Raw genomic sequence first — 19,192 nt, 5'->3', positions numbered from 1 at the left:
ATTGAATTGCGCGCGCGTGTTGCGCGGGCGCGTGCGTGCTGATAACGCTTATGCGTCGACGATCAGCGCGTGATCGAGCGCGCGGATCCGCTGGTCGATGAAGTAGCCGCCACCTTCCTGATAGCGCAGGAACAGGCGCGCGCACGATGTGCAGCGGCTGACGTTGCAGCGGTTGTACGGGAAGTGGCGTGGCGCGATCGGCGCGTCGTCGGACCAGTAGCGCGTGCCGGCCGGATGGTACTCGTCGTAGGCGGGCTCCGGCTCGCCGGGCGGCGCGAGCGTCGCCACTTCGACGAGCTGCGCGTGTTGCAACGACAGCGGCAGGCTTGTCCAGCCGGCGAGCGACGTTTTCGTGCAGACGCACGGCTGGTCGATGGCGGCGGCTTCGGCCGCGAGCGTCAGCAGCGCGGCGTGATCGAGGTAGGGCAATGCGCTCATGGATTGGGAGTACGCAGAAGGAGCAAAGGGGCTAGCAATGTAACGCGTGTAGGCGCCCGCTGCACGACGGCGCATGGCGCAACGTCGTCTCGATCGGCGTGCAAACGCTTTCACCTGATCATTGCCGGTTCGTGCGTCGGTATGCGTGCGCACGCGACGATACGCAACCGAATGCGTGCACACGCGCCGCGTTGGATGGCCGCGAACACGGTGTTCGTGCGGCTTGTTCCAATTGCGCGGCAAAATTTTTTATGGTCTTGTTGCACGATCTCGCTTCGACTCAAAAAAGGACAGTCGAATGCATTCGGGGAATTCGGCCGGGGACCGACTACTTATCGACATCCGCGCGTGTCGGCGTGCGCGCCGTGCCGTATGCGGGGTGCTCGTCGTGTTCGCACTGGGCTTGTCGGGTGCGTCCGCATGCGCCGCTTCTCCCGAGACCAACACTGACGTCGTGCTGCGTGTGCTCGCATGGCCGGGCTATGCGGATACCGACGTCGTCAATGCATTTGAGACGCAATTTCATGTGCGCGTCGAAGTGACGTTCGTCGATTCCGACGAAGCGTTGTGGACGCGCATGCATAGCGCGTCGCCGCCGCCGTATGACGTGCTCGCGGCGAACACGGCCGAGATCCAGCGCTACGCGCGCGAAGGGCTGCTCACGCCGATCGACCTGTCGCAGATCCCGAACCGGCGTCGGCAACTGCCGAACTTCCAGCAGCTCGCGACGATCGGCGGGCTCGTGCACAACGGCGCAGCGTACGGGATCCCGTTCACGTATTCGTCAATGGGATTGATCTACGATCGCACGCAGGTGCCGGCTGCACCGCACTCGATGCTCGAACTCTGGAATCCCCATTACCGTGGCAAGGTGCTCGACTTCAACAGCGCGCAACATAATTTTTCGTTCACCGCGCTCGCGCTCGGCTACGCCGATCCGTTCCATCTGTCGCCCGCGCAAACGCTTGCCGTCGCACACAAGCTGATCGACCTGCGGCGCAACCTGCTTACGTATTACACGCTTCCGGAAGAAGCGACCGCGCTGTTCGTCCAGCATCGCGCGGCGCTGATGTTCGGCAACTACGGCACGCAGCAGGTCGAGCAATTGCGCCGCGCCGGCGCGGACGTCGGCTATGTGATTCCGGACGAAGGGGCGCTCGCTTGGCTCGATTGCTGGGGTGTCACGCGCGGTGCGGAGCGCCGCGCGCTCGCGTTCGCGTGGATCAACTACATGCTCGAGCCGGCGATCGGCGCGCTGCTGACCGAACGCCAGGGGCTCGCGAATACGCTCCGGTCGCCCGCCGGTCTCGACGCCGCTCGCTCGCATCTCGTATGGATCCAGCCGGTCGAGGACATCGCGCGGCGCGAATCGCTGTGGAGCCGCATCGTGTCGGGCGACCGGCCGGCGCAGTTCGGCAAATGATCAGGCTCGGGCTTACGTCGAAGCTGTCGGTGCTCTTTGCATGCATCGGCGTGATCGCGTCCGGCACGACCGGCTATTACGCGTACCGTGCGAACCGGACGATGCTCGTGCAGGAGGCGCAGCACAGCCTGTTGATGTCGACGCAATTGCTCGCGCAGCGCTTCACGACCGCGCTGTCCGACGTGGCCGACGATGCACTCGTGCTCGCGCAGTTGCCGTCATCGGCGCTTGTTGCAGGCACCGACGCCCCCGATCGCGCGGCGCGTGCGCGGCTCGAGCAGGTTTATTGCAGCTTCATGCGCAACCACCCCGAGTATCTGCAGATTCGCCTGATCGCACGCGCGCACTTCGGGCTTGAACGGCTTCGAGTCGACCGTGACGCGCGCGGCATCGTCGTGCTGCCCGAGAGCGCGTTTCAGGAGAAGGGGCAGTTTCCTTACGTATTCGAGACGTTCGCGACGGCGCCCGGCTATATTTACCTGTCGCCGATCGCGATCAACCACGAGACGGGGGCGCATGCGGCCGAGGGGCTGCCGATCCTGCGCGTGGGCACGCCGGTTGTCGACGCGGCGGGCCGCGTTGTCGGCGCGCTGATCGTCGACATCGAACTGTCACGCGTATTCGATCGGCTCGAGCGCGATTTGCCGCCGGACTATGTGGTGTATCTCGCGAACAAGTGGGGCGACTTCATCGTGCATCCCGATCCGTCGCAGACGTTCGGTTTCGATCGCGGGCGGCGCGTGCTGATGCAGGAGAGCTTTCCCGCCACGCGGCTGCTGTTCACCGGTTCGCGCACGAACGTGACGCTCGACGGGCTGGCGCAACCCGACGATGCGCCGGGGCAGATGCTGGCGTTCGTGCGCACGCCGTTCGGCAAAAGCAAGGGCAACCGTTTCGTCGTGCTCGGCATGGCGCGCCCGCTCATCGACGTGCTGGCGCCCGGTGCGATTCTCGGCGAGCGGATCATCCGGATGGTGTTCCTGATGAGCCTGGCCGCGGTGATCCTCGCGATCCTGTTCGCTCGCGCGATCACCCGGCCGCTGCAGATGCTCGCGCGCGCGGCGACCCATGTGTTCGACGATCCGGCCGCCGAGCGGCTGCCGGTCGCGCGCGCCGACGAGATCGGCGTGCTGGCGCGCTGCTTCGACAGCATGCGCGTCGAGATTCGCACGCAGGTCGCGATGCTGCGCGCGAAGCAACTCGAGCTCACGCATCTCGCCGGCCACGATCCGCTGACCGGGTTGCCGAACCGCCTGCTGTTCATGGAGCATCTCGATGCCGCGATCCGGCATGCAGCCGCGGTGCGTGAGGGGTTGGCGGTGATGTTCGTCGATCTCGACCGCTTCAAGCAGATCAACGACCAGCACGGGCATGCGGCGGGCGACCGGACGCTCGTCGCGGTCGCGAAACGGTTGAACCAGGTGCTGCGCAGCGGCGACATGGCCGCGCGGCTCGGCGGCGACGAGTTCATCGTGCTGATTTCGGACGTGCGCTCGCCGGCCGTGATTGACGATATCGCGTCGCGCATCCAGAGCGTGATGGCCGAGCAGCTCGAGTTCGGCGAGCGGCAGCTGGCCGTCGGCGCGAGCATCGGCGTGAGCGAATATCCGGCCGATGGCGCGTCGGCGGAGGAGTTGCTCGTCAAGGCCGACGCGGCGATGTATGCGGCGAAAGCGTCCGCGCAGTGCGCGTGCGTGCGTTATCAGGAATTGCTCGGCGGCGGTGCTGCCTCGGACGCCGCCGCTCGGATCGCGGCGGGCGGCAGCCGGTGACGATGCGCGCCGCAAGCGTGCCGCACAAACGCCGCGAGCCCGTCGCGGGACGGGCTCGTGGCGGCTGCACGGCCGCGCGCGTGCGCGGCGGCGGACTTAGTGGCCGAAGTAGACCGAATCGCGGGCGTTCTGGACCTTGACTGCCGGCGCGCCGCCCTGGACGGCAGGAGCCGGCTGCGCACCGTAGCCGCTGTTGTCGGCCGCGTGCACGCGCGCTTGTGCGGCCTGGATGTCGGCCGGGTAGTACGGGCTCGACTGCGCCGGCGTGTAACCCGCGTTTTCGAGCTGGACGAGTTCGTTGCGCACCTGCGCACGGGTCACGGTGCTTTGTGCAAAAGCGCCGAACGAAGCGGAAAGGGCGACAGCGGCAACGACTGCGGAAACGAGCGACTTCATGATGACCTCCGATGTTTTGTTGACTTCGCTGGCGACACCGTGTCGTGAGCGATTGATTTCATCGTAGGCGTCGGTGCTTCTAGGGTAAACGTGGATTCGAGCGAAAGATTCTTGCGAACCAGACAATAATTCATGAATAAATGTGGTCTGTCCCCGCTCGGCGTTGCGGAAACGGCAACCTTCGCGAACGTGCGCGAGACGGCGTCGGCACGCGCAGGCGCAGGGGTGGACGGGCTTACGGTGCGGGATCAGACGCCGTCGGCGTCGTCGATTTCCTTGCGCTCGCGGCGTTCCTCGTTGCCGCGTCGCGCGCGAAGGCGCTGGCGCGACAGGACTGCGATCACCTGCTGAGTCGGCGCACCGGACGGCAGCTCGTTGCGGATGCGATCGGGCACCATCGGCAGGCCCGCGCGCTGCCGGCGCAGTGCCTTCGCGATCGCACGGCGGCATTCGTCGCCGTGGCAATCCCATTCATCGCGGATTCTCTGGCAATAACGGCATTGTTCCATCGCGACAGTCTAACGCGTCTCGCGGATCGCGGCTGAGCGGGCGGCTGCGGCGCCGCGCGGGCGTGGCGATGCGGCCGGTCTCGCCGGCGCGCGAGGCGGTGGGCGTCGCCTCGTCAATGCGCGGCGAACGTCCCCCGATACGGTTGCGTCTGTTCAATATCGTTCATGATGTGCGACGCTGTCATGTGAAAAGTACATGCGTCGAAGCAAGGAGGGGAAATGACGCTTGCGCAGTTGCAGGCCCTGGCGGCCGTGGTCGAACTCGGCTCGTTGAGGGCCGCGGCCGAGCGGCTCAACCGCAGCCAGTCGGCGATCAGTCACGCGCTGACCGAACTGGAGGATCTCACGGAGGTCAAGCTGCTGTTGCGCGATCGCCAGCCGGTCGTGCTGACCGCTGCCGGCGAGCGCCTGTGGCCGTACGTACAGAACGTCGTCCGCGAAGCGCAGACGCTGCGCCAGCAGTTCGGTTTGTCGCGGGGCAAGCTCGAAGGCCGGCTGGTCGTGGCGTCGCTGCCGAGCGTGTCGTTGGCCTTCGTCGTCCCCGCGCTCGAGGCATTGAAAGCCGCGCATGACGGCGTGACGGCGGTGCTGCTCGAAGGCACGGACGCGGAAGTCGAAGGCTGGCTGGAAGACGGCACCGCCGATATCGGCGTCGTCGCCGGCACGAAGACGTTCGCTCACAACCTGACGCTGCTCGACGAGGATTTCGTCGCGGTGGCCGCGGACGGGATGTTCGACGGCCGCAGCAGCGTATCGCCGAAACTGCTGTCGACGCTGCCGTTCATCTTTTCGAAGGCGGGATGCGGGCCGGTGATCGCGGATTACTTCGCGCGCAACGGTGCGTTGCTGCACGCTGCGTTCAATGTGGTCGAGATGCGGACGATTCTCGCGATGGCGGAGGCGGGGATGGGCGTGTCGATCGTCCCGCGTATCACGCTCACGTACACGCGGTTCGGCGGATGCGTATTGGAGCTTTCGCCGCGGCTGCGCCGCTCCGTGCGGCTGTCGTGGAACGCGACCGGCAACGCGGTGGCCGACGCATTCGTGAAGCTGGTCGACGCGCGGCGCACGAAGGCCGGAAAAGCACGCCGGCCGCGCGCGAAAAAGGACAGGTAATGCGCCGGGAGCGCAGAACGGCGCGTTGAATCCCGTGCATGCGACGCTTGCAACTTATTCATGCCGCGTGCTTCCAGCATGAAATATATTGTTCGCTACTCGTCCGACTTCATCGCCTGAAGGAGCTCGCCGTGCCTGCCTTGCCCACCCTCGTTGCCTTCGGACTCGTGTCGCTCGGCATGGTCGTCACACCCGGCCCGAACATGATCTATCTGATTTCCCGCTCGATCTGCCAGGGCCGGCGCGCAGGGCTGATATCGCTCGGCGGCGTCGCGCTTGGGTTCGTGTTCTACATGTTCTGCGCGGCATTCGGCATCACCGCGCTGGTGCTGACGGTGCCGTACGCGTATGACGCACTGCGGGTCGCCGGTGCGCTGTATCTGCTGTACCTCGCATGGCAGGCGCTGAAGCCCGGAGGCCGTTCGGCGTTTCAGGTGCGGCAGTTGCCGCACGACAGCGGCGCGAAGCTCTTCACGATGGGCTTCGTCACGAATCTCGCGAACCCGAAGATCGCGGTGATGTACCTGTCGCTGCTGCCGCAGTTCATTTCGCCCGGGCGCGGCAGCGTGCTTGCGCAATCGCTGGCACTCGGCTGCGTGCAGATCGCGGTCAGCGTCAGCGTCAATGCGCTGATCGCGAGCATGGCCGGGTCAATTGCCGGGTTTCTTGCCGATCGGCCTGCGTGGGCGCGCGTGCAGCGCTGGTTGATGGGCACCGTGCTCGCCGGGCTGGCCGTGCGCATCGCGCTGGACTCGCGGAACTAGACGGCGCTGCCGTTCCCGCGTCATGCGTGCGCCGATCGATATCGGCCCACCGCGGCCGCCCGTGGCGCGCCGAAGCGCCGCGGGCGGCCGTCGTATCAGCGTTCGCCGCGCTTCTTGCTGAGCTCGATCGTCTCGAACAGTTCGTACTGCGCGGTCGGATGCTGATCCGCGCCCGGCGCATGGTAGTAGCGCATCGTGATCGTCGTGTGGCCGCCGGGCTTGCCGGGGTCGTGGTCGAACACGGCGATCCCGTAACCCGTGCCCGTATCGCGGCGCGCGGACCAGATCGCATCCTCCAGCGCGTCGGCCGGCTTGCGCACGAACGTGTTCGGCGCGGCGCCGGGCACCGGCCGGTTCGGTTTCGTGAAGACCTTCGCCTGCGCGTAGCCGGTCGCCGGGTTCTCGCCGTATACGTCGAGCGGCGCGCTGGTGCCGCCGCCGCCGAGTATCAGATGGATCGTACCGTGGCTCGTGTCGAACGTCGTCCGGTTCGGATCGGTTGCGCCGACCGGACGCGGCTGCAACGTCTCGACGACTTCACCGGTGGACGCATCGACGCCCGCGCGATGATTGCAGCCGCGCACAGGGTAGCTGCGCTCGTAGTCGTGATCGTGGCCGCACAGCACGAGGTCGACGCCGTAGCGATCGAACAGCGGCAGCCAGGCCTCGCGAATGCCCTTGTCCGATCCGTTGCCCGTCTTCGACGAACTCAGCGCGTCCTGATGCATCTGCACGACGATCCAGTCGATGTCGTCATCGTGCGCCGCGTGACGCAGCGTGTGCTCGAGCCAGCGGGTCTGCTCGCCGTTGCTGTAGCCACGCACGTAGAACGACGTGCCTGGTTCGATCGGCGGCCGGCCCGTGCTCGCAGCCGGCACCAGCGGAGCGGGACCACCGACGAACGCGGCCGCGTCCTGGTACACCACATCGTCGGCATCGAGCGAGATGAACAGCACGGAGCTCACGCGAAAGCTGTACCAGCGGCCCGGAAAGCGGGTGCCGTTCTCCGGCAGCGTGTAGCGCGCGAGGTACGAGTCGAGCCCCTGCGGACCGTTGTTGAATTCGATCTCGTGGTTGCCGGGGCACGGCATCCACGGGCGGTTCGCGGCCGACGTCTGGTTGTTGTTGCCAAAGTCGCGCCACACTTCCGGCTGATGCGCCGGGTTCAGGTTTGCATAGCAGAGGTCGCCGTTCAGCAGGTGAAACAGCGGCTGGAACTGCTCGACGGCCTGCACCGCGAAGCGGCTTTGCGGCGACGACAGCACCCACGCGCCGTTCGGTGTCGCGAGGTCGCCGTAGCTCGTGAAGCGGAACGGTGCGCGGCCGCGCGGCGCCGTCGCAAACGTCGCGGTGAACGGCTGCGCGGCGTTGCTGTCGTTGTCGGCGGTAAGTTCGTAGCGATAGCGCGTGTCCGGCTTCAGGCCGTGCACGCGTGCGTGATATGTGAACACGGTCTCGCCGTTCAGGCCGTCGGTGTAGAGGCGCTGCACGCCGTGCACGGTGCGGGCCGGCTCGCCGTCGGCGACGATGCGCGCGCGCGGATTGACGGCCGGCGCGAGCGACGCCCACGAGATCACGACCTCGGACGCCGGGTCGTTGCCCCACGTCAGGTGCACCTGTTCGGGCGTGCCGTCCGGCGCCGACGCAGCGGCACGGGCGGTCGCGAGCCCGCTCGCGGCGGTCGCGAGGCCGGAGACGCCGGCCAGTTTCAGGAAGCCGCGACGCGAGACGGAAGCGGCCGGCTCGTTCGGCTCGGCAGGGAAGTTGTCCTGGTTCGACATGATCGTATTTTCGTTCGATGGTACGCGAGATGTGGAACCGCGCGGCCGCGCGCGAGCGCGTCCGGGGCGTGGGCCGGAAACGAGCGGGATCCCGGTGACGTGCATTGTCGAAGCGCAGTTTTGCCGGGTTGTGACAGACGGTAATCGGGCCGCACGCCGCGCAAGCCGTGCACGCCGCATGCAATGCGCGCGCGGTCTGCCGCCGCGCTGCGAAAATTTTCTGCCGATGCAGCGACGGATTCGGATCGCATGCGCCGTTTAACGGATGAACGGCCGCTTCCGGCCATGGACATTCGATCCACGATGCTTCGGAGTCTTTCATGAAACCTTCCATTTCATTACGGTTTGCCGCGGGATGCGCGGCCGCGCTCGCAACGTCCGCCGTGTTCGCGCAGACGATCGTCGTTGCGCCCGTCGCACCGCCGCCGCCCCGCGTCGAAGTGATGCCGGCGCCGCGCGCGGGTTATGTGTGGGACCAAGGTCACTGGCACTGGCGGCACGGCCGCTACGTATGGATTCCCGGGCATTGGCAGGCAGTGCGTGCCGGTTATCACTGGGTGCCGGGGCACTGGGTCGCGCGCGGTCCCGACTGGCGCTGGGTGCCGGGACACTGGGCGTGACACGCACGACGCCGTGCGATGCGCCGCGTTCGCGCGATCGCATGCCCTCACGTAACCTTGCGAGTCGACCCATGCCCGTCAGAACCGTGTTGATCGTAATAGCCGCGGCCGTCGTGCTGACAGGTTGCGTCGTGGTGCCGGCGCGTCCGGTGTATTACCGGCCCGCGCCGGTCGTCGTATATTGATCGCGCCGGCCGGCGCGCGATCGACGGAATCGACATGCCGCTCGGAACGGATATCGATGAGACCGACAATGCCGAGCCCGCGCGCGTCGCATCACACGCTGTCGACGCGCCGGCCCGACGCATGCAAGGAGAGTACGACGATGAGCATCAGGCGGATCGCGGACGTGTCCGCCGGCAGCCTGCCGCATGCGTGCCGCACGTTGCGGAGCCGTGCGCGTTGAGCGACGCCGATCCGGACGCGGAACTCGTCGCGCGAGTCGGTGCGCGCGATGCATCGGCCGTGCGCGTGCTCGTCGCGCGCAAGCTGCCGCGTCTGCTTGCGCTGGCAACACGCATGCTCGGCGACCGCAGCGAAGCGGAAGACGTTGCGCAGGAAACCTTTTTACGCATCTGGAATCATGCGCCGCGCTGGCGCGACGGCGAAGCCCGTTTCGACACGTGGCTGCATCGCGTCGTGCTGAATCTGTGCTACGACCGCTTGCGCGGACGGCGCGAGGAGCCGGTCGACACGCTGCCCGACGTGGCCGACACGCAACCCGAGCCGGCCGCGCACGCGGAACTGCGCTCGCGCGACGTGCGCGTGCGCGCTGCGCTTGCCGCGTTGCCGCCCCGGCAGCGGGAAGCGCTCGTGCTCCAGTACTATCAGGAGATGTCGAACGTCGAAGCGGCCAACCTGATGGGCATCACCGTCGATGCGCTGGAAAGCCTGCTCGCGCGCGCGAGGCGCAACTTGCGCGCGCAACTGGCCGGTGACTCACCTAGCGAGGACAAGCGATGACACCCGAACGATTCCGTACCATCGTCGCCGCGTACGGCTCGGATGCGCGGCGCTGGCCGCAAGCCGAACGCGCGGCGGCCGAAGCGTGGGCGCACGCGCATCCGCGCGACGCACTGGAAGCGCTCGACGAAGCCGCCGAGCTCGATGCATGGCTGATGCAGGACACGGTTGCGCCGCCCGCGCCGGCGCTGGTCGAACGCATCGTCGCGACGGCGCCGGCGCCGCAACGCGCGCGACGTCGCGGCAGAGCGTGGTGGTCGGGCGCCGCGTTCGCGGGCGTCGGGCTGGCCGGTGCGCTCGCCGGCGCGGTGGCCGTGTCGATGCTGATGCTCGGCAGCGCGCCGATCGTGCAACACGAGCCCGTCTATCTGACGACGACGTTCGGCGGCCCGAGCATCGACGGAGCGGACGAATGAGTGAACGCAACTGGAAATTCGTTCTCGTCGGCTCGGTCGTGTTGAACGTGTTCATGCTCGGCGCGATCGGCGGCGGCGCGTATCAGTGGTTCTCGACGCATCGCGACCTGCATGCGGCCGGCGGTCCCGCGCCGCGCACGGCCCTGCGTTTCGCCGCGGACGAATTGCCCGACGCGCGTCAGCGCGAGTTCGCGGCGGCACTGAAGGCGGCGCGCAAGGACGGCCGGGATTTCGCGCGGGAAGGGCGCGACGGGCGTATCACGGTGCTGGACCTGCTCGCCGCGCCGCAACTCGATCGTACGGCGATCGACGCGGCGCTGGAACGGACGCGAGCGGCCGACAGTGCATTGCGTGCGCAGGTCGAGCGCAGTGTCGTCGACTTTGCGGCGACGCTGACACCCGACGAGCGCGTGAAATTCGTCGACGGCTTGCGGCGCAGCGGCACCTGGCGGCTGCCGGCGAAGTTGCAGCAGAAACGCGGTGCGCCGGCGAATGAGTAAGAAGCGGTCGTCGCATGGCGGCACGCCGCGTTTGCGAGCCGGGCGCGACATACGTTGCGAGCGTCGCCCCTATCGGCCTGCGGGATTATGATGACCCGATCGGCAGCAGAGGCGATGTATCGACCGTAACGCAAGCGGCAATTGCGAGCGCCGCGACAGGGGCGAACCATGAATCGCAGCGAAGAGTTTCTCGTACGCACGATGTCGGCCGACGAGATCGCGATGTCGATCGAATGGGCGGCTGCAGAAGGGTGGAACCCCGGGCGGCACGATCCGCAATGCTTCAGCGTAGCGGATCCGGCGGGTTTTTTCATCGGCGTCTGGCGTGGCGAACCGGTCGCCAGCCTGTCTGCGGTCGCCTATGACGCGCACTTCGGCTTCATCGGTCTCTATATCGTGAAGCCTGCGTTTCGCGGCCGAGGCTTCGGCATCCGAGTCTGGCAGCACGGAATGCACTACCTCGGAAACCGCAACATCGGTCTCGACGGCGTCGTTGCGCAGCAGGCGAACTACGGGAAGGCCGGGTTCCGGCTCGCGTATCGCAACATCCGCTATCAGGGGCGCGTGGACGGCATCGCGGGCGCGGACGCGGTGGCCGCGGCCGACGTGCCGCTCGAGCAGTTGCTCGCGTACGATCGCCGGTGCTTTCCCGCGGCGCGCGAGCGTTTCGTTTGCGCTTGGATCGCCCAGCCGGATGCCGTTGCGCTCGCAACGATCGATGCCGGGCGCGTTGTCGGATACGGCGTCGTGCGCCGCTGCAAGACGGGCTGCAAGATCGGCCCGCTATTCGCCGATCACGCGGACGTTGCCACGGCGCTGTTTCGCGCGCTCGCGGCGCGCATGCCCGGCGAGACGATCGTGCTCGACGTGCCGGAAACGAATCCGGCAGCGGTCGCGCTCGCGGAGCGGCACGGCATGTCTCGTGTCTTCGAGACTGCACGGATGTATACGAAAGAAGCGCCCGCGATCGAGATCGGCCGCGTGTTTGGCGTGACGTCATTCGAGCTGGGGTGAGCGGCGCGAACCTGGCCGCGCCGCGATTGAAAGCAAACGGAAAGTGAAGCGGCTTCGCGGCCGCGAATCGAAAATATTTCGCAGTTCGCGCGACGGATTTCCCGGCATCTCCCGTTAAACACGGGTACGCACCGCGAGAACTCTCGTCATGGACCACCCGAACGCCATCTCACCGGCCGCGATCGCGCTGAACCGCTTCGGTCTGGGCGCGCGCGCCGACGAAGCGCCGCCCGCCGATCCGCAAGCCGCGCTGCTCGCCGAATTCGACCGTTACGACGCACGGCCGGCCGCATGGGCCGGCGAACCGGACGCGATCGCGCTCGCGACGCGCTTCGCCGCTGCACGCGATGCGATGACCAGCGACGACGCATCGGCGAAGCGTGCGACCGAACAGTCGATCCGCCGCAACGGCTACGACGCGTATCGCAGCGCGGTCACGGCACGACTGAACAGTGCGCTGAACACGCCCGCGCCGTTCGTCGAACGCCTCGTCCATTTCTGGGCAAACCACTTCGCGGTGTCGGTCGACAAGGGGCAGGTCGCCGCGTACGCCGGCGCATTCGAGCGCGACGCGATCCGCCCGCACGTGCTCGGCCGCTTCGAGGACATGCTCGTCGCCGTCGAGCAGCATCTGGCGATGCAGCTGTTCCTCGACCAGGCGCGCTCCGTCGGCCCCGACAGTCCGGCCGCGCTGCGCGCCGAAGCGCGCAATCCCGCCGCGCGACGCGGCCTCAACGAAAACCTCGCGCGCGAAATCATGGAGCTGCATACCCTCGGCGTACGCACCGGTTATACGCAAGCGGACGTGACGGAATTCGCGCGTGCGCTGACCGGCTGGAGCGTTGCCGGCGGCCGCGGCCGGCAGCCCGACGGTGCGGTGCCGGGCGCGTTCGTGTTTCGCCCGGCGCTGCATGAGCCGGGGACGCGTACGGTGATGAGCCGAACTTACGCGCAGCCGGGCGACGCTCAGGCGCGCGCGATCCTGAGCGACCTCGCGCGTTCGCCTGCAACGGGCCGGCATATCGCGTTCCAGCTCGCGCGCCATTTCGTCGCCGACAATCCGCCGCCTGCGCTCACCGAGCGGCTGGCCCGCGCATTCGATGCGAGCGGCGGCGATTTGCCGGCCGTCTATCGCGCGCTCGTCGATGCGCCGGACGCGTGGTCGCCGGTCAATCGCAAGTTCAAGACGCCGTGGGAGTGGGCCGTATCGTCGCTGCGCGGGCTCGGCTGGCGTGACACCGGTGATCTCAAGGCCGCGCCGCTGCTCGCGCAGCTCGGCCAGCCGGTATGGCGGCCAGGATCGCCGGCTGGTTATGACGACGTCGCCGCGAGCTGGGCCGCGCCCGACGCGCTGGTGCGCCGTGTGGAGATCGCGCAGCGGCTCGCCGCGCGCACGGGCGACCGGCTCGATGCGCGCACGCTCGGCAATGCGCTGCTCGCCGGCTCGCTGAGCGCACCGACGGCGGCCGCGCTGTCGCGCGCCGAAAGCGCGACCACGTCGCTCGCGCTGCTGCTCGTGTCGCCCGATTTTCAACGGAGATGAACATGGCCCGATCTGTTACCCGCCGGCAATTCCTGAGCATCGCCGCCGCGGGCGCTGGCGCGATCCTGGTCGCGCCGCGCATCGTGTTCGCGAACGTCGAAACCGACCGGCGCTTCGTGTTCGTGATCCAGCGCGGCGCGGCCGACGGACTGAACATCGTCGTCCCGTATGCGGAGCCTGCGTATGCGGCGCTGCGCGGCCCGCTCGCGATCGATGCGGATAAGGCCATGCGCGTCGACGGCACGTTCGCGCTGCATCCATCGCTCGTGCAGACCGCACAGCTGTATCGCGACAAGCAGGCGCTGTTCGTCCATGCGATCGCATCGCCGTATCGCGACCGCTCGCACTTCGACGGCCAGAACGTGCTCGAGACGGGCGGCCGCGCGCCATACCAGGTGAAGGACGGCTGGCTGAACCGGCTCGCCGCGATGTTGCCGGCCACGCGCGATCGTGCGATCGCATTCGCGCCTACGGTGCCGCTCGCGTTGCGCGGCAGCGTGCAGGCCGCGTCGTATGCGGCGTCCGGCTTGCCCGCCGCGCCCGACGATCTCCTCGCACGCGTGACGGCGCTTTACGAGGCCGATGCGCAGCTCGGTCCGCTATGGCAGTCGGCGATGGCCGCGCGCGGTCTCGCCGGCGATGCGCATGCGCGCCAGGATCCGGCCGGTGTCGGCAAGCTGGCGGCGACGTTTCTTGCGCGCGACGACGGCCCGCGGATCGCGATGATCGAAACCGGCGGCTGGGATACCCACAGCGCGCAGAACGCGCGGCTCGCGAACCAGCTGAAGGCGCTCGACACGATGCTCGCCGCTTTGCGCGACGGGCTCGGGCCGGCGTGGCAGCAGACCACGGTGCTGGTCGCGACCGAGTTCGGGCGCACGGCCGCGGTGAACGGCACCGGCGGCACCGATCACGGGCAGGCGTCGGTCGCGATGCTCGCGGGCGGCGCGGTTGCCGGCGGCCGCGTGATCGCGGACTGGCCCGGCTTGCGGCCAGGTGATCTGTACGAAGGGCGCGATCTCAAGCCGACCGCATCGCTCGATGCGCTGATCGCGGGCGCGGCCGCCGAAAGCCTGCGGCTCGATCCTGGCCGTACTGCGTCGGCGCTGTTTGCGGAAAGCGGCGCGACGCGTCCGATGACAGGTCTCATTCGCGCAATGGCTTGATGCGCGGCTGGCGCGAAAACGCGCATGCGTCAACGCGCAGTCGAATCGATTACAAGACAGGGAGAAATGAAGATGAAGATCCGATCCGCATCGCTTGCCGTCCTGGCAACCGCGACCGCAGCGCTGATGTCCGCATGTGTCGTCGAACCGGCGCGGCCGCCGCAGCCCGCCCCGCTCGTCGAGGTCGCGCCGCCGCCGCCCGCACCCGGATATCGCTGGGTCAAGGGCCATTACCGCTGGGCCGGCAATCACTGGGCGTGGGTGCCTGGGCATTGGGCGGCCGTGTATTGATCGGAACGCGCGCCGGCCCGTGCCGTGCGGCCCGCGGTCAACGATGGCCGAAGCGCGCCCGCAATCCGGATCGCGTTGCGCATTGCCTCTACGACTACCAACCGATCCGGTGCTTGTCCTCGGTTTCGCGGTGCCGCCAGTCGTCGTCGGCGTGGAGATACTGGCTCGTCGTCGTTAGCGACACGTGTCCGAGGTTGTCGCGCACCAGCCGTAGATCGACGCGCCCGTCGGCCATGTGAGAACCCGCGCTGTGGCGCAGCCAGTGCGCGGACGCCTGTTCGAGCACGCGTGCGTGTTCTTCGCCGCCATCCGGTTGCGCACGCAACCGATCGGCTGCGAACCGGAACACCTGCTTCACGATCCGATGCAGCGCCGCGCGCGTGAGCGGCTTGCGTGACTGACCCGCGGGCAGCACGAGCGGAGTCGCTTCCCCATTGGCCGGCAGCGCCGGAAGGCCGTGCGCGTGCCGGTAGCGCCCGAGCTCGGTCATCAGTTCCGCGGTAGCCGGCACGAGCCGCTGCCGGCCGCCTTTGCCCGTCACGTCGAGCCACCAGCGATCGCGTCCGTTCGTATCGCGTCGCGCGAAGAATTGCCCCATCGTCGTGTCGGCGGCCTCGGTGATGCGCAGGCCGCCGAGATACAGCAACGTGAACACCCAGCGCGCGCGGTGCGCATGGAACGCGGCACGCGCATCGTCGCGCGGCATCGCGGCGATCGCGTCCTTGACCGCCTGCCACAGCGGTGGCGCGAGATGGCGCGTGACGCGCGGTGCGGGCCGCCGTTGCCGCTGTCGCGACAGTGCAAGCGGATTGCCGGCCAGATAGCCGGCCTGCACGAGCCACGAGAACATCACGTTCAGGACCACCATCGCCTGCCGCTGGCTGGCCGCCGACAGCGGTCCGTAAAACGGCCGCCAGCGCGGGTCGCCGCGCGGATGCTTGCGGCCGCCGTTCGCGCACCACAGGTCGGCTGGCGCGGGTGCGAGCAGGAATTGCCGGTAGACGACGAGGTCCTCGTGCGTCAGCGACGACAGCGGCTTGCCGCACGCGATCACCGCCCACAGCAGCAACCGCTCGGCTTCCTTGCGATAATTCTGGAACGTGGTCGGCGTATCGACAAAGCGCGCGAGCCATGCGCGTACCGCATCGAGATCGTTGGTCGCGGCGATCTGCGGATGCGCGCTGGTCGAGCGGTTCGTGCCCGCGCGTCCGTCCAGCGCGGCCGGTACGGTCAGCGTATCGATCGGCAGCGGGCGCAGCGTAGCGTCGGGCGGCAAGGGTGAAGTCATGCGAGGCGGAGGGGGCGCGCGGCCGTGGCGGACGGTGCGGGCAGTGCAAAGCATACGGGGAAGCGCCGATGGTAATACACGATCGCCACGCGGTGAACCCGCGATCGATCGCAATCCATTGAACGGCGAGGGCGGCGCGTCATCGTTTCAGCTCGTGCGGGGCGTTTGTTGAACGAGCGGTGCGGCACGCGCGCTGTAAGCGATTCGTGAACTTTCGCATGCGCTGTCCGTCAAACCGCCCCGCCAACGCTTCCAAAGGAATACCCGATGAATCGCAACACCAGAACGCTGCTGGGCGCGGCCGTGATCGCGGCCGCCACGCTGCTCGCCGGATGCCAGACCGACGCCGTCGCGACCGCTGCGCGCGCGGCCCGCGCGTCCGACGGACAGCCCGTGACGAAGACGGTCTACGTCGCGCCGCAGACGGCGCGCTGCATCGGTGTTGCGCCGATGGACTGCCTGCAGGTGCGCAGCAGCCCGGCCGAGCGCTGGAGCCTGTGGTACGCGGGCATCGAGGGTTTTGCGTACCAGCCCGGCTATGACTATGTGCTGGAGGTCGATGAATATCGCGTCGCGCAGCCGCCGGCCGACGGCTCGTCGATCCGCTGGGTGCTCAGGCGCATCGTCGAACGCCGCGCAGCGAACTGACGGCCGCGCCCGTCGCTGACGAAGCCGCTTACGCGGAAGGCCGCGGCGCGACCGGTGTTGCCGGCGCGGCGGTATCGATCCGCCGGAACACGACTGACGACAGCAGCGTGACCGCGCCCATGCACAAGAACGACAGGATGAAGCCGTTCGCCGTCGAGCCCCAATGCGCGGCGAACAGGTTGACGAGTCCGCCGCCGATCGACACGCCGAGCCCCATCGCAAGCATCTGCATCATCGTGAACAGGCTGTTGCCGCTGCCTGCGTCCGCATGCGACAGCCCCTTCAGCGTCGCGGCGTTCATTGCCGCGAACTGCATCGAGTTCGCGGCGCCGAACACCACCAGCAATGCGATCTCCAGCGCCGGCGCCGGCCGTGCCGAAACCAGCGCGAACCCCGCGATCGCGCAGCCGACGATCCCTGTATTCACGACCAGAAAGTTCGCGTAGCCGAAGCGTTTCGCGAGCGGTGCGATCCAGCGTTTTGCGATGACGCCGGCAATCGCGGCCGGCAGCATCATCATCCCCGACTGCAGCGGCGTATAGCCGAGCTGCACCTGCATCAGCAGCGGAAGCATGAACGGCACCGCGCTCGTGCCAATCCGGCACAGCAGGTTGCCGAGCAGCCCCGAACCGAAATTCGGTTCGCGGAACAACCCGAGCCGGAACAACGGCTGCGCGCGGCGGCGCGCATGGGGCAGGTAAGCGAGCGCGCTCGCCGCACCCAGCATGGCCAGCCCGAGTGCCCAACCGGCGCGGTGCGCGGACATCGGCGGATCGATCGCGAGCGACAGCGCGATCATCGCGGCCGACAGCAGCGCGCAGCCGATGAAGTCGAACGGCTGCCGCTGCGTTGCCTGATCGTGCGGCAGGAAGCGCTGTACCGCGATGAAGCCGACCACGCCGACCGGTACGTTGACGATGAACACCCAGTGCCAGGAAATCGCCTGCGTGAGCCAGCCGCCGAGCGTCGGCCCGACGATCGGGCCGAGCTGGCCGGCAATCGACACGAATGCGATTGCCGCGACGTACTGTTCGCCCGGCACGCGGCGCAGCACGGCGAGTCGGCCGATCGGCAACAGCATCGATCCGCCGATACCCTGCACGGCTCGCGCGACGACGAGTTGTCCGAGCGTGTGCGACGCCGCGCAGCCGATTGACGCGAGCGAAAACACCAGGATGGCGACGGAGAACACGCGGCGCGTGCCGAAGCGGTCGGCGAGCCAGCCGGACGCCGGCGTGAGCATCGCCATCGTCAGCGTGTAGACGACCACGACCGGCTGCATCGCGAGCGGCGAAGCGTGCAGGCTTTGCGCGATCGACGGCAGCGCGGTGTTGACGATCGTCGTGTCGAGCGACTGCATGAAGAACGCGGCGGCGACGATCCACAGCAGCGCGGAGTGAGAGGGTTCGCGGGGCATGACGAAATGGAAGGGCGGGTGACCGGAGCGGCGGCATCGCGCGCGGGCCGGGGCCACGTAAGTCTACGAGCATTCGATGGTACCGATTCCGCCGGTCGTCGGGAAGCTGCCTGAACGCATTGACTGTCATCGGAAGCGCCGATGACAATGCGGGATGCTCAATCCCGTCTGGCTAAAGACGCCGCCGGTGAACGGCGCCGCGCTGCCGGCGCTGCCCGACGTCGAATTCATCGCGCTCGCCGCGAAGCGGCTCAGCCAGCCGGCCGGCACGCTGCTCGAGTTGCTGGAGACGAGCGGCCTGCGCGCGGGCGCGGCGGCATGATGCGCCGAGCGTGCTTCGCTGGCATGATGCAGCCGCTGCGGCGGATTACGTGCTCGTGGGGCCGGGAAAATTGCGTCGATTGCCCCGTCCGGATCTCCCGCGCAATGCAGGCAGGACCCGTGCGATGATGCGCGACCACCAACATGAGGGATGCCATGACCATGACATTCGATGACGCGACGACGGCGGCGATCGACGCGTTTGCGCACCTGGATTTCTACACGGCCGTGCAGGCGATGCGCGCCGAGGCGGATTACGACCGCGAACTGGACCAGTGGATCTCGCGCTATATCGACGAGCACGGCGGCGGCGAGGACGACGCCGCATACGACGCGTTGCACGCGCAAGCGCAGGCAACACCGGAATACGCGCAGTTCGTCGACACGGTTCGCCGGGAGATTCGGGAATACTTCGGCGTGACCGACGATCAACTGGATTGGATGGTCGTGCTGCGCAATGACGACAGTGACGAGCTTTGGGCCGAAGTCAACCGGCGGCGCAGCGCGCTTGGAACCGGCGAAGTGCGCGGCGATCTCTGATCGGTTGCTTGCGGTCGGCCGCGCGGCCGCTCGATCGGGAGCAATGGGCCGATCCGCGGCGTGGATCATCCCGCATCGTCTGCATCAAAGCGCACGGGCATCCCGCTCGCTGGACACTGCGCGCACATCGTCCCCGGATTTACGCTGATACGCACACCGCAAGATCGAACATTCCGATCCGGCTTGAGCGACGCGTCGTCACGCCGATGAAACATTTGTCTCCGGGCGGCAGGCTGCACGCGTGGCCGATTGTCCCGATCCGCGCA

20 protein-coding genes and 1 pseudogene are annotated in these 19,192 nt (G+C 67.8%); 15 read left to right on the top strand and 6 right to left on the bottom strand.

The genetic code is table 11. The features are described from left to right. Positions 1–48 precede the first annotated feature (48 nt). A complete protein-coding gene (locus WK25_RS25010) occupies positions 49–438 on the bottom strand; it encodes a hypothetical protein (RefSeq protein ID WP_059547081.1) in 390 nt (129 codons plus the stop codon). A 298-nt stretch (positions 439–736) separates the two neighbouring features. On the opposite strand from WK25_RS25010, the gene WK25_RS25005 reads away from it, so the two are divergent. Together WK25_RS25005 and WK25_RS25000 are read left to right on the top strand one after the other, a co-directional pair. Next, a complete protein-coding gene (locus tag WK25_RS25005) occupies positions 737–1,861 on the top strand; it encodes an extracellular solute-binding protein (RefSeq protein WP_069243036.1) in 1,125 nt (374 codons plus the stop codon). Beyond that, positions 1,858–3,633, top strand: coding sequence for a sensor domain-containing diguanylate cyclase (locus WK25_RS25000; protein WP_069243035.1), 1,776 nt, complete (start codon positions 1,858–1,860; stop codon positions 3,631–3,633). Before WK25_RS25005 ends, WK25_RS25000 begins: the two co-directional genes overlap by 4 nt. 96 nt (positions 3,634–3,729) lie before the next feature. Here the strand turns inward: WK25_RS25000 and WK25_RS24995 are convergent, their stop codons facing one another. Together WK25_RS24995 and WK25_RS24990 are read right to left on the bottom strand one after the other, a co-directional pair. Next, positions 3,730–4,029 carry a DUF4148 domain-containing protein gene (locus tag WK25_RS24995; RefSeq protein WP_069243034.1) on the bottom strand — a complete coding sequence of 100 codons (300 nt, stop codon included), beginning with the start codon at positions 4,027–4,029 and terminating at the stop codon, positions 3,730–3,732. Positions 4,030–4,277: 248 nt separating this feature from the next. Further along, on the bottom strand, positions 4,278–4,538 hold the full coding sequence (locus WK25_RS24990; RefSeq protein ID WP_006760082.1) for a hypothetical protein: 261 nt from the start codon (positions 4,536–4,538) through the stop codon (positions 4,278–4,280). Between the two features lie 219 nt (positions 4,539–4,757). Here WK25_RS24990 and WK25_RS24985 point away from each other — a divergent pair, with 219 nt between their 5' ends. Continuing rightward, the gene (locus WK25_RS24985; protein WP_040139946.1) at positions 4,758–5,654 is read left to right on the top strand and encodes a LysR family transcriptional regulator; all 897 of its coding nucleotides are present in this window, start codon (positions 4,758–4,760) and stop codon (positions 5,652–5,654) included. Positions 5,655–5,785: 131 nt separating this feature from the next. Continuing rightward, positions 5,786–6,418, top strand: coding sequence for a LysE family translocator (locus tag WK25_RS24980; RefSeq protein WP_059547068.1), 633 nt, complete (start codon positions 5,786–5,788; stop codon positions 6,416–6,418). Between the two features lie 95 nt (positions 6,419–6,513). On the opposite strand, the gene WK25_RS24975 is transcribed toward WK25_RS24980, so the two are convergent. Next, the gene (locus WK25_RS24975) at positions 6,514–8,199 is read right to left on the bottom strand and encodes a purple acid phosphatase family protein (protein WP_069243033.1); all 1,686 of its coding nucleotides are present in this window, start codon (positions 8,197–8,199) and stop codon (positions 6,514–6,516) included. Between the two features lie 320 nt (positions 8,200–8,519). Here WK25_RS24975 and WK25_RS24970 point away from each other — a divergent pair, with 320 nt between their 5' ends. The 8 genes from WK25_RS24970 to WK25_RS24935 all read left to right on the top strand — a co-directional run bounded on the left by WK25_RS24970 (position 8,520) and on the right by WK25_RS24935 (position 14,712). Then, a complete protein-coding gene (locus WK25_RS24970; RefSeq protein WP_069243032.1) occupies positions 8,520–8,819 on the top strand; it encodes a YXWGXW repeat-containing protein in 300 nt (99 codons plus the stop codon). 219 nt (positions 8,820–9,038) lie between these two features. Further along, complete coding sequence (locus tag WK25_RS24965; RefSeq protein ID WP_083253077.1) at positions 9,039–9,782, top strand: RNA polymerase sigma factor; 744 nt, start codon at positions 9,039–9,041, stop codon at positions 9,780–9,782. Beyond that, on the top strand, positions 9,779–10,198 hold the full coding sequence (locus WK25_RS24960) for a hypothetical protein (RefSeq protein ID WP_069243031.1): 420 nt from the start codon (positions 9,779–9,781) through the stop codon (positions 10,196–10,198). Before WK25_RS24965 ends, WK25_RS24960 begins: the two co-directional genes overlap by 4 nt. Further along, complete coding sequence (locus tag WK25_RS24955) at positions 10,195–10,698, top strand: periplasmic heavy metal sensor (protein WP_059547057.1); 504 nt, start codon at positions 10,195–10,197, stop codon at positions 10,696–10,698. Before WK25_RS24960 ends, WK25_RS24955 begins: the two co-directional genes overlap by 4 nt. 168 nt (positions 10,699–10,866) lie before the next feature. After that, a complete protein-coding gene (locus WK25_RS24950; protein WP_069243030.1) occupies positions 10,867–11,712 on the top strand; it encodes a GNAT family N-acetyltransferase in 846 nt (281 codons plus the stop codon). Between the two features lie 148 nt (positions 11,713–11,860). Beyond that, positions 11,861–13,255: a DUF1800 domain-containing protein gene (locus WK25_RS24945; RefSeq protein ID WP_069243029.1), complete on the top strand. Its 1,395-nt coding sequence runs from the start codon at positions 11,861–11,863 to the stop codon at positions 13,253–13,255. A gap of 2 nt (positions 13,256–13,257) precedes the next feature. Beyond that, a complete protein-coding gene (locus tag WK25_RS24940; RefSeq protein ID WP_069243028.1) occupies positions 13,258–14,421 on the top strand; it encodes a DUF1501 domain-containing protein in 1,164 nt (387 codons plus the stop codon). A gap of 72 nt (positions 14,422–14,493) precedes the next feature. Continuing rightward, on the top strand, positions 14,494–14,712 hold the full coding sequence (locus WK25_RS24935) for a YXWGXW repeat-containing protein (RefSeq protein ID WP_040141154.1): 219 nt from the start codon (positions 14,494–14,496) through the stop codon (positions 14,710–14,712). A gap of 94 nt (positions 14,713–14,806) precedes the next feature. Here WK25_RS24935 and WK25_RS24930 read toward each other — a convergent pair whose 3' ends face one another. Next, entirely contained in the window at positions 14,807–16,000 is a 1,194-nt protein-coding gene (locus WK25_RS24930) for a tyrosine-type recombinase/integrase (RefSeq protein ID WP_069243027.1), read from the bottom strand. A gap of 267 nt (positions 16,001–16,267) precedes the next feature. Here WK25_RS24930 and WK25_RS24925 point away from each other — a divergent pair, with 267 nt between their 5' ends. Further along, positions 16,268–16,648: a DUF4377 domain-containing protein gene (locus WK25_RS24925; protein WP_069243026.1), complete on the top strand. Its 381-nt coding sequence runs from the start codon at positions 16,268–16,270 to the stop codon at positions 16,646–16,648. A 28-nt stretch (positions 16,649–16,676) separates the two neighbouring features. Here the strand turns inward: WK25_RS24925 and WK25_RS24920 are convergent, their stop codons facing one another. Then, positions 16,677–18,065, bottom strand: a complete 1,389-nt coding sequence (locus tag WK25_RS24920) for a DHA2 family efflux MFS transporter permease subunit (RefSeq protein WP_069243025.1) — start codon at positions 18,063–18,065, stop codon at positions 16,677–16,679. A gap of 181 nt (positions 18,066–18,246) precedes the next feature. Between WK25_RS24920 and WK25_RS31435 the strand changes: the two are divergent. Then, positions 18,247–18,387: pseudogene (locus WK25_RS31435) on the top strand (LysR family transcriptional regulator); the annotation flags it as partial. 155 nt (positions 18,388–18,542) lie between these two features. Next, positions 18,543–18,926, top strand: coding sequence for a hypothetical protein (locus tag WK25_RS24915; protein ID WP_040139921.1), 384 nt, complete (start codon positions 18,543–18,545; stop codon positions 18,924–18,926). Positions 18,927–19,192: the final 266 nt, after the last annotated feature.

The organism is Burkholderia latens, assembly GCF_001718795.1.
In the GTDB taxonomy this organism is placed as follows: Bacteria; Pseudomonadota; Gammaproteobacteria; order Burkholderiales; family Burkholderiaceae; genus Burkholderia; species Burkholderia latens_A.
Note: the sequence above shows the minus strand (reverse complement) of the source record. Positions and strands in the feature narration are given on the sequence as shown.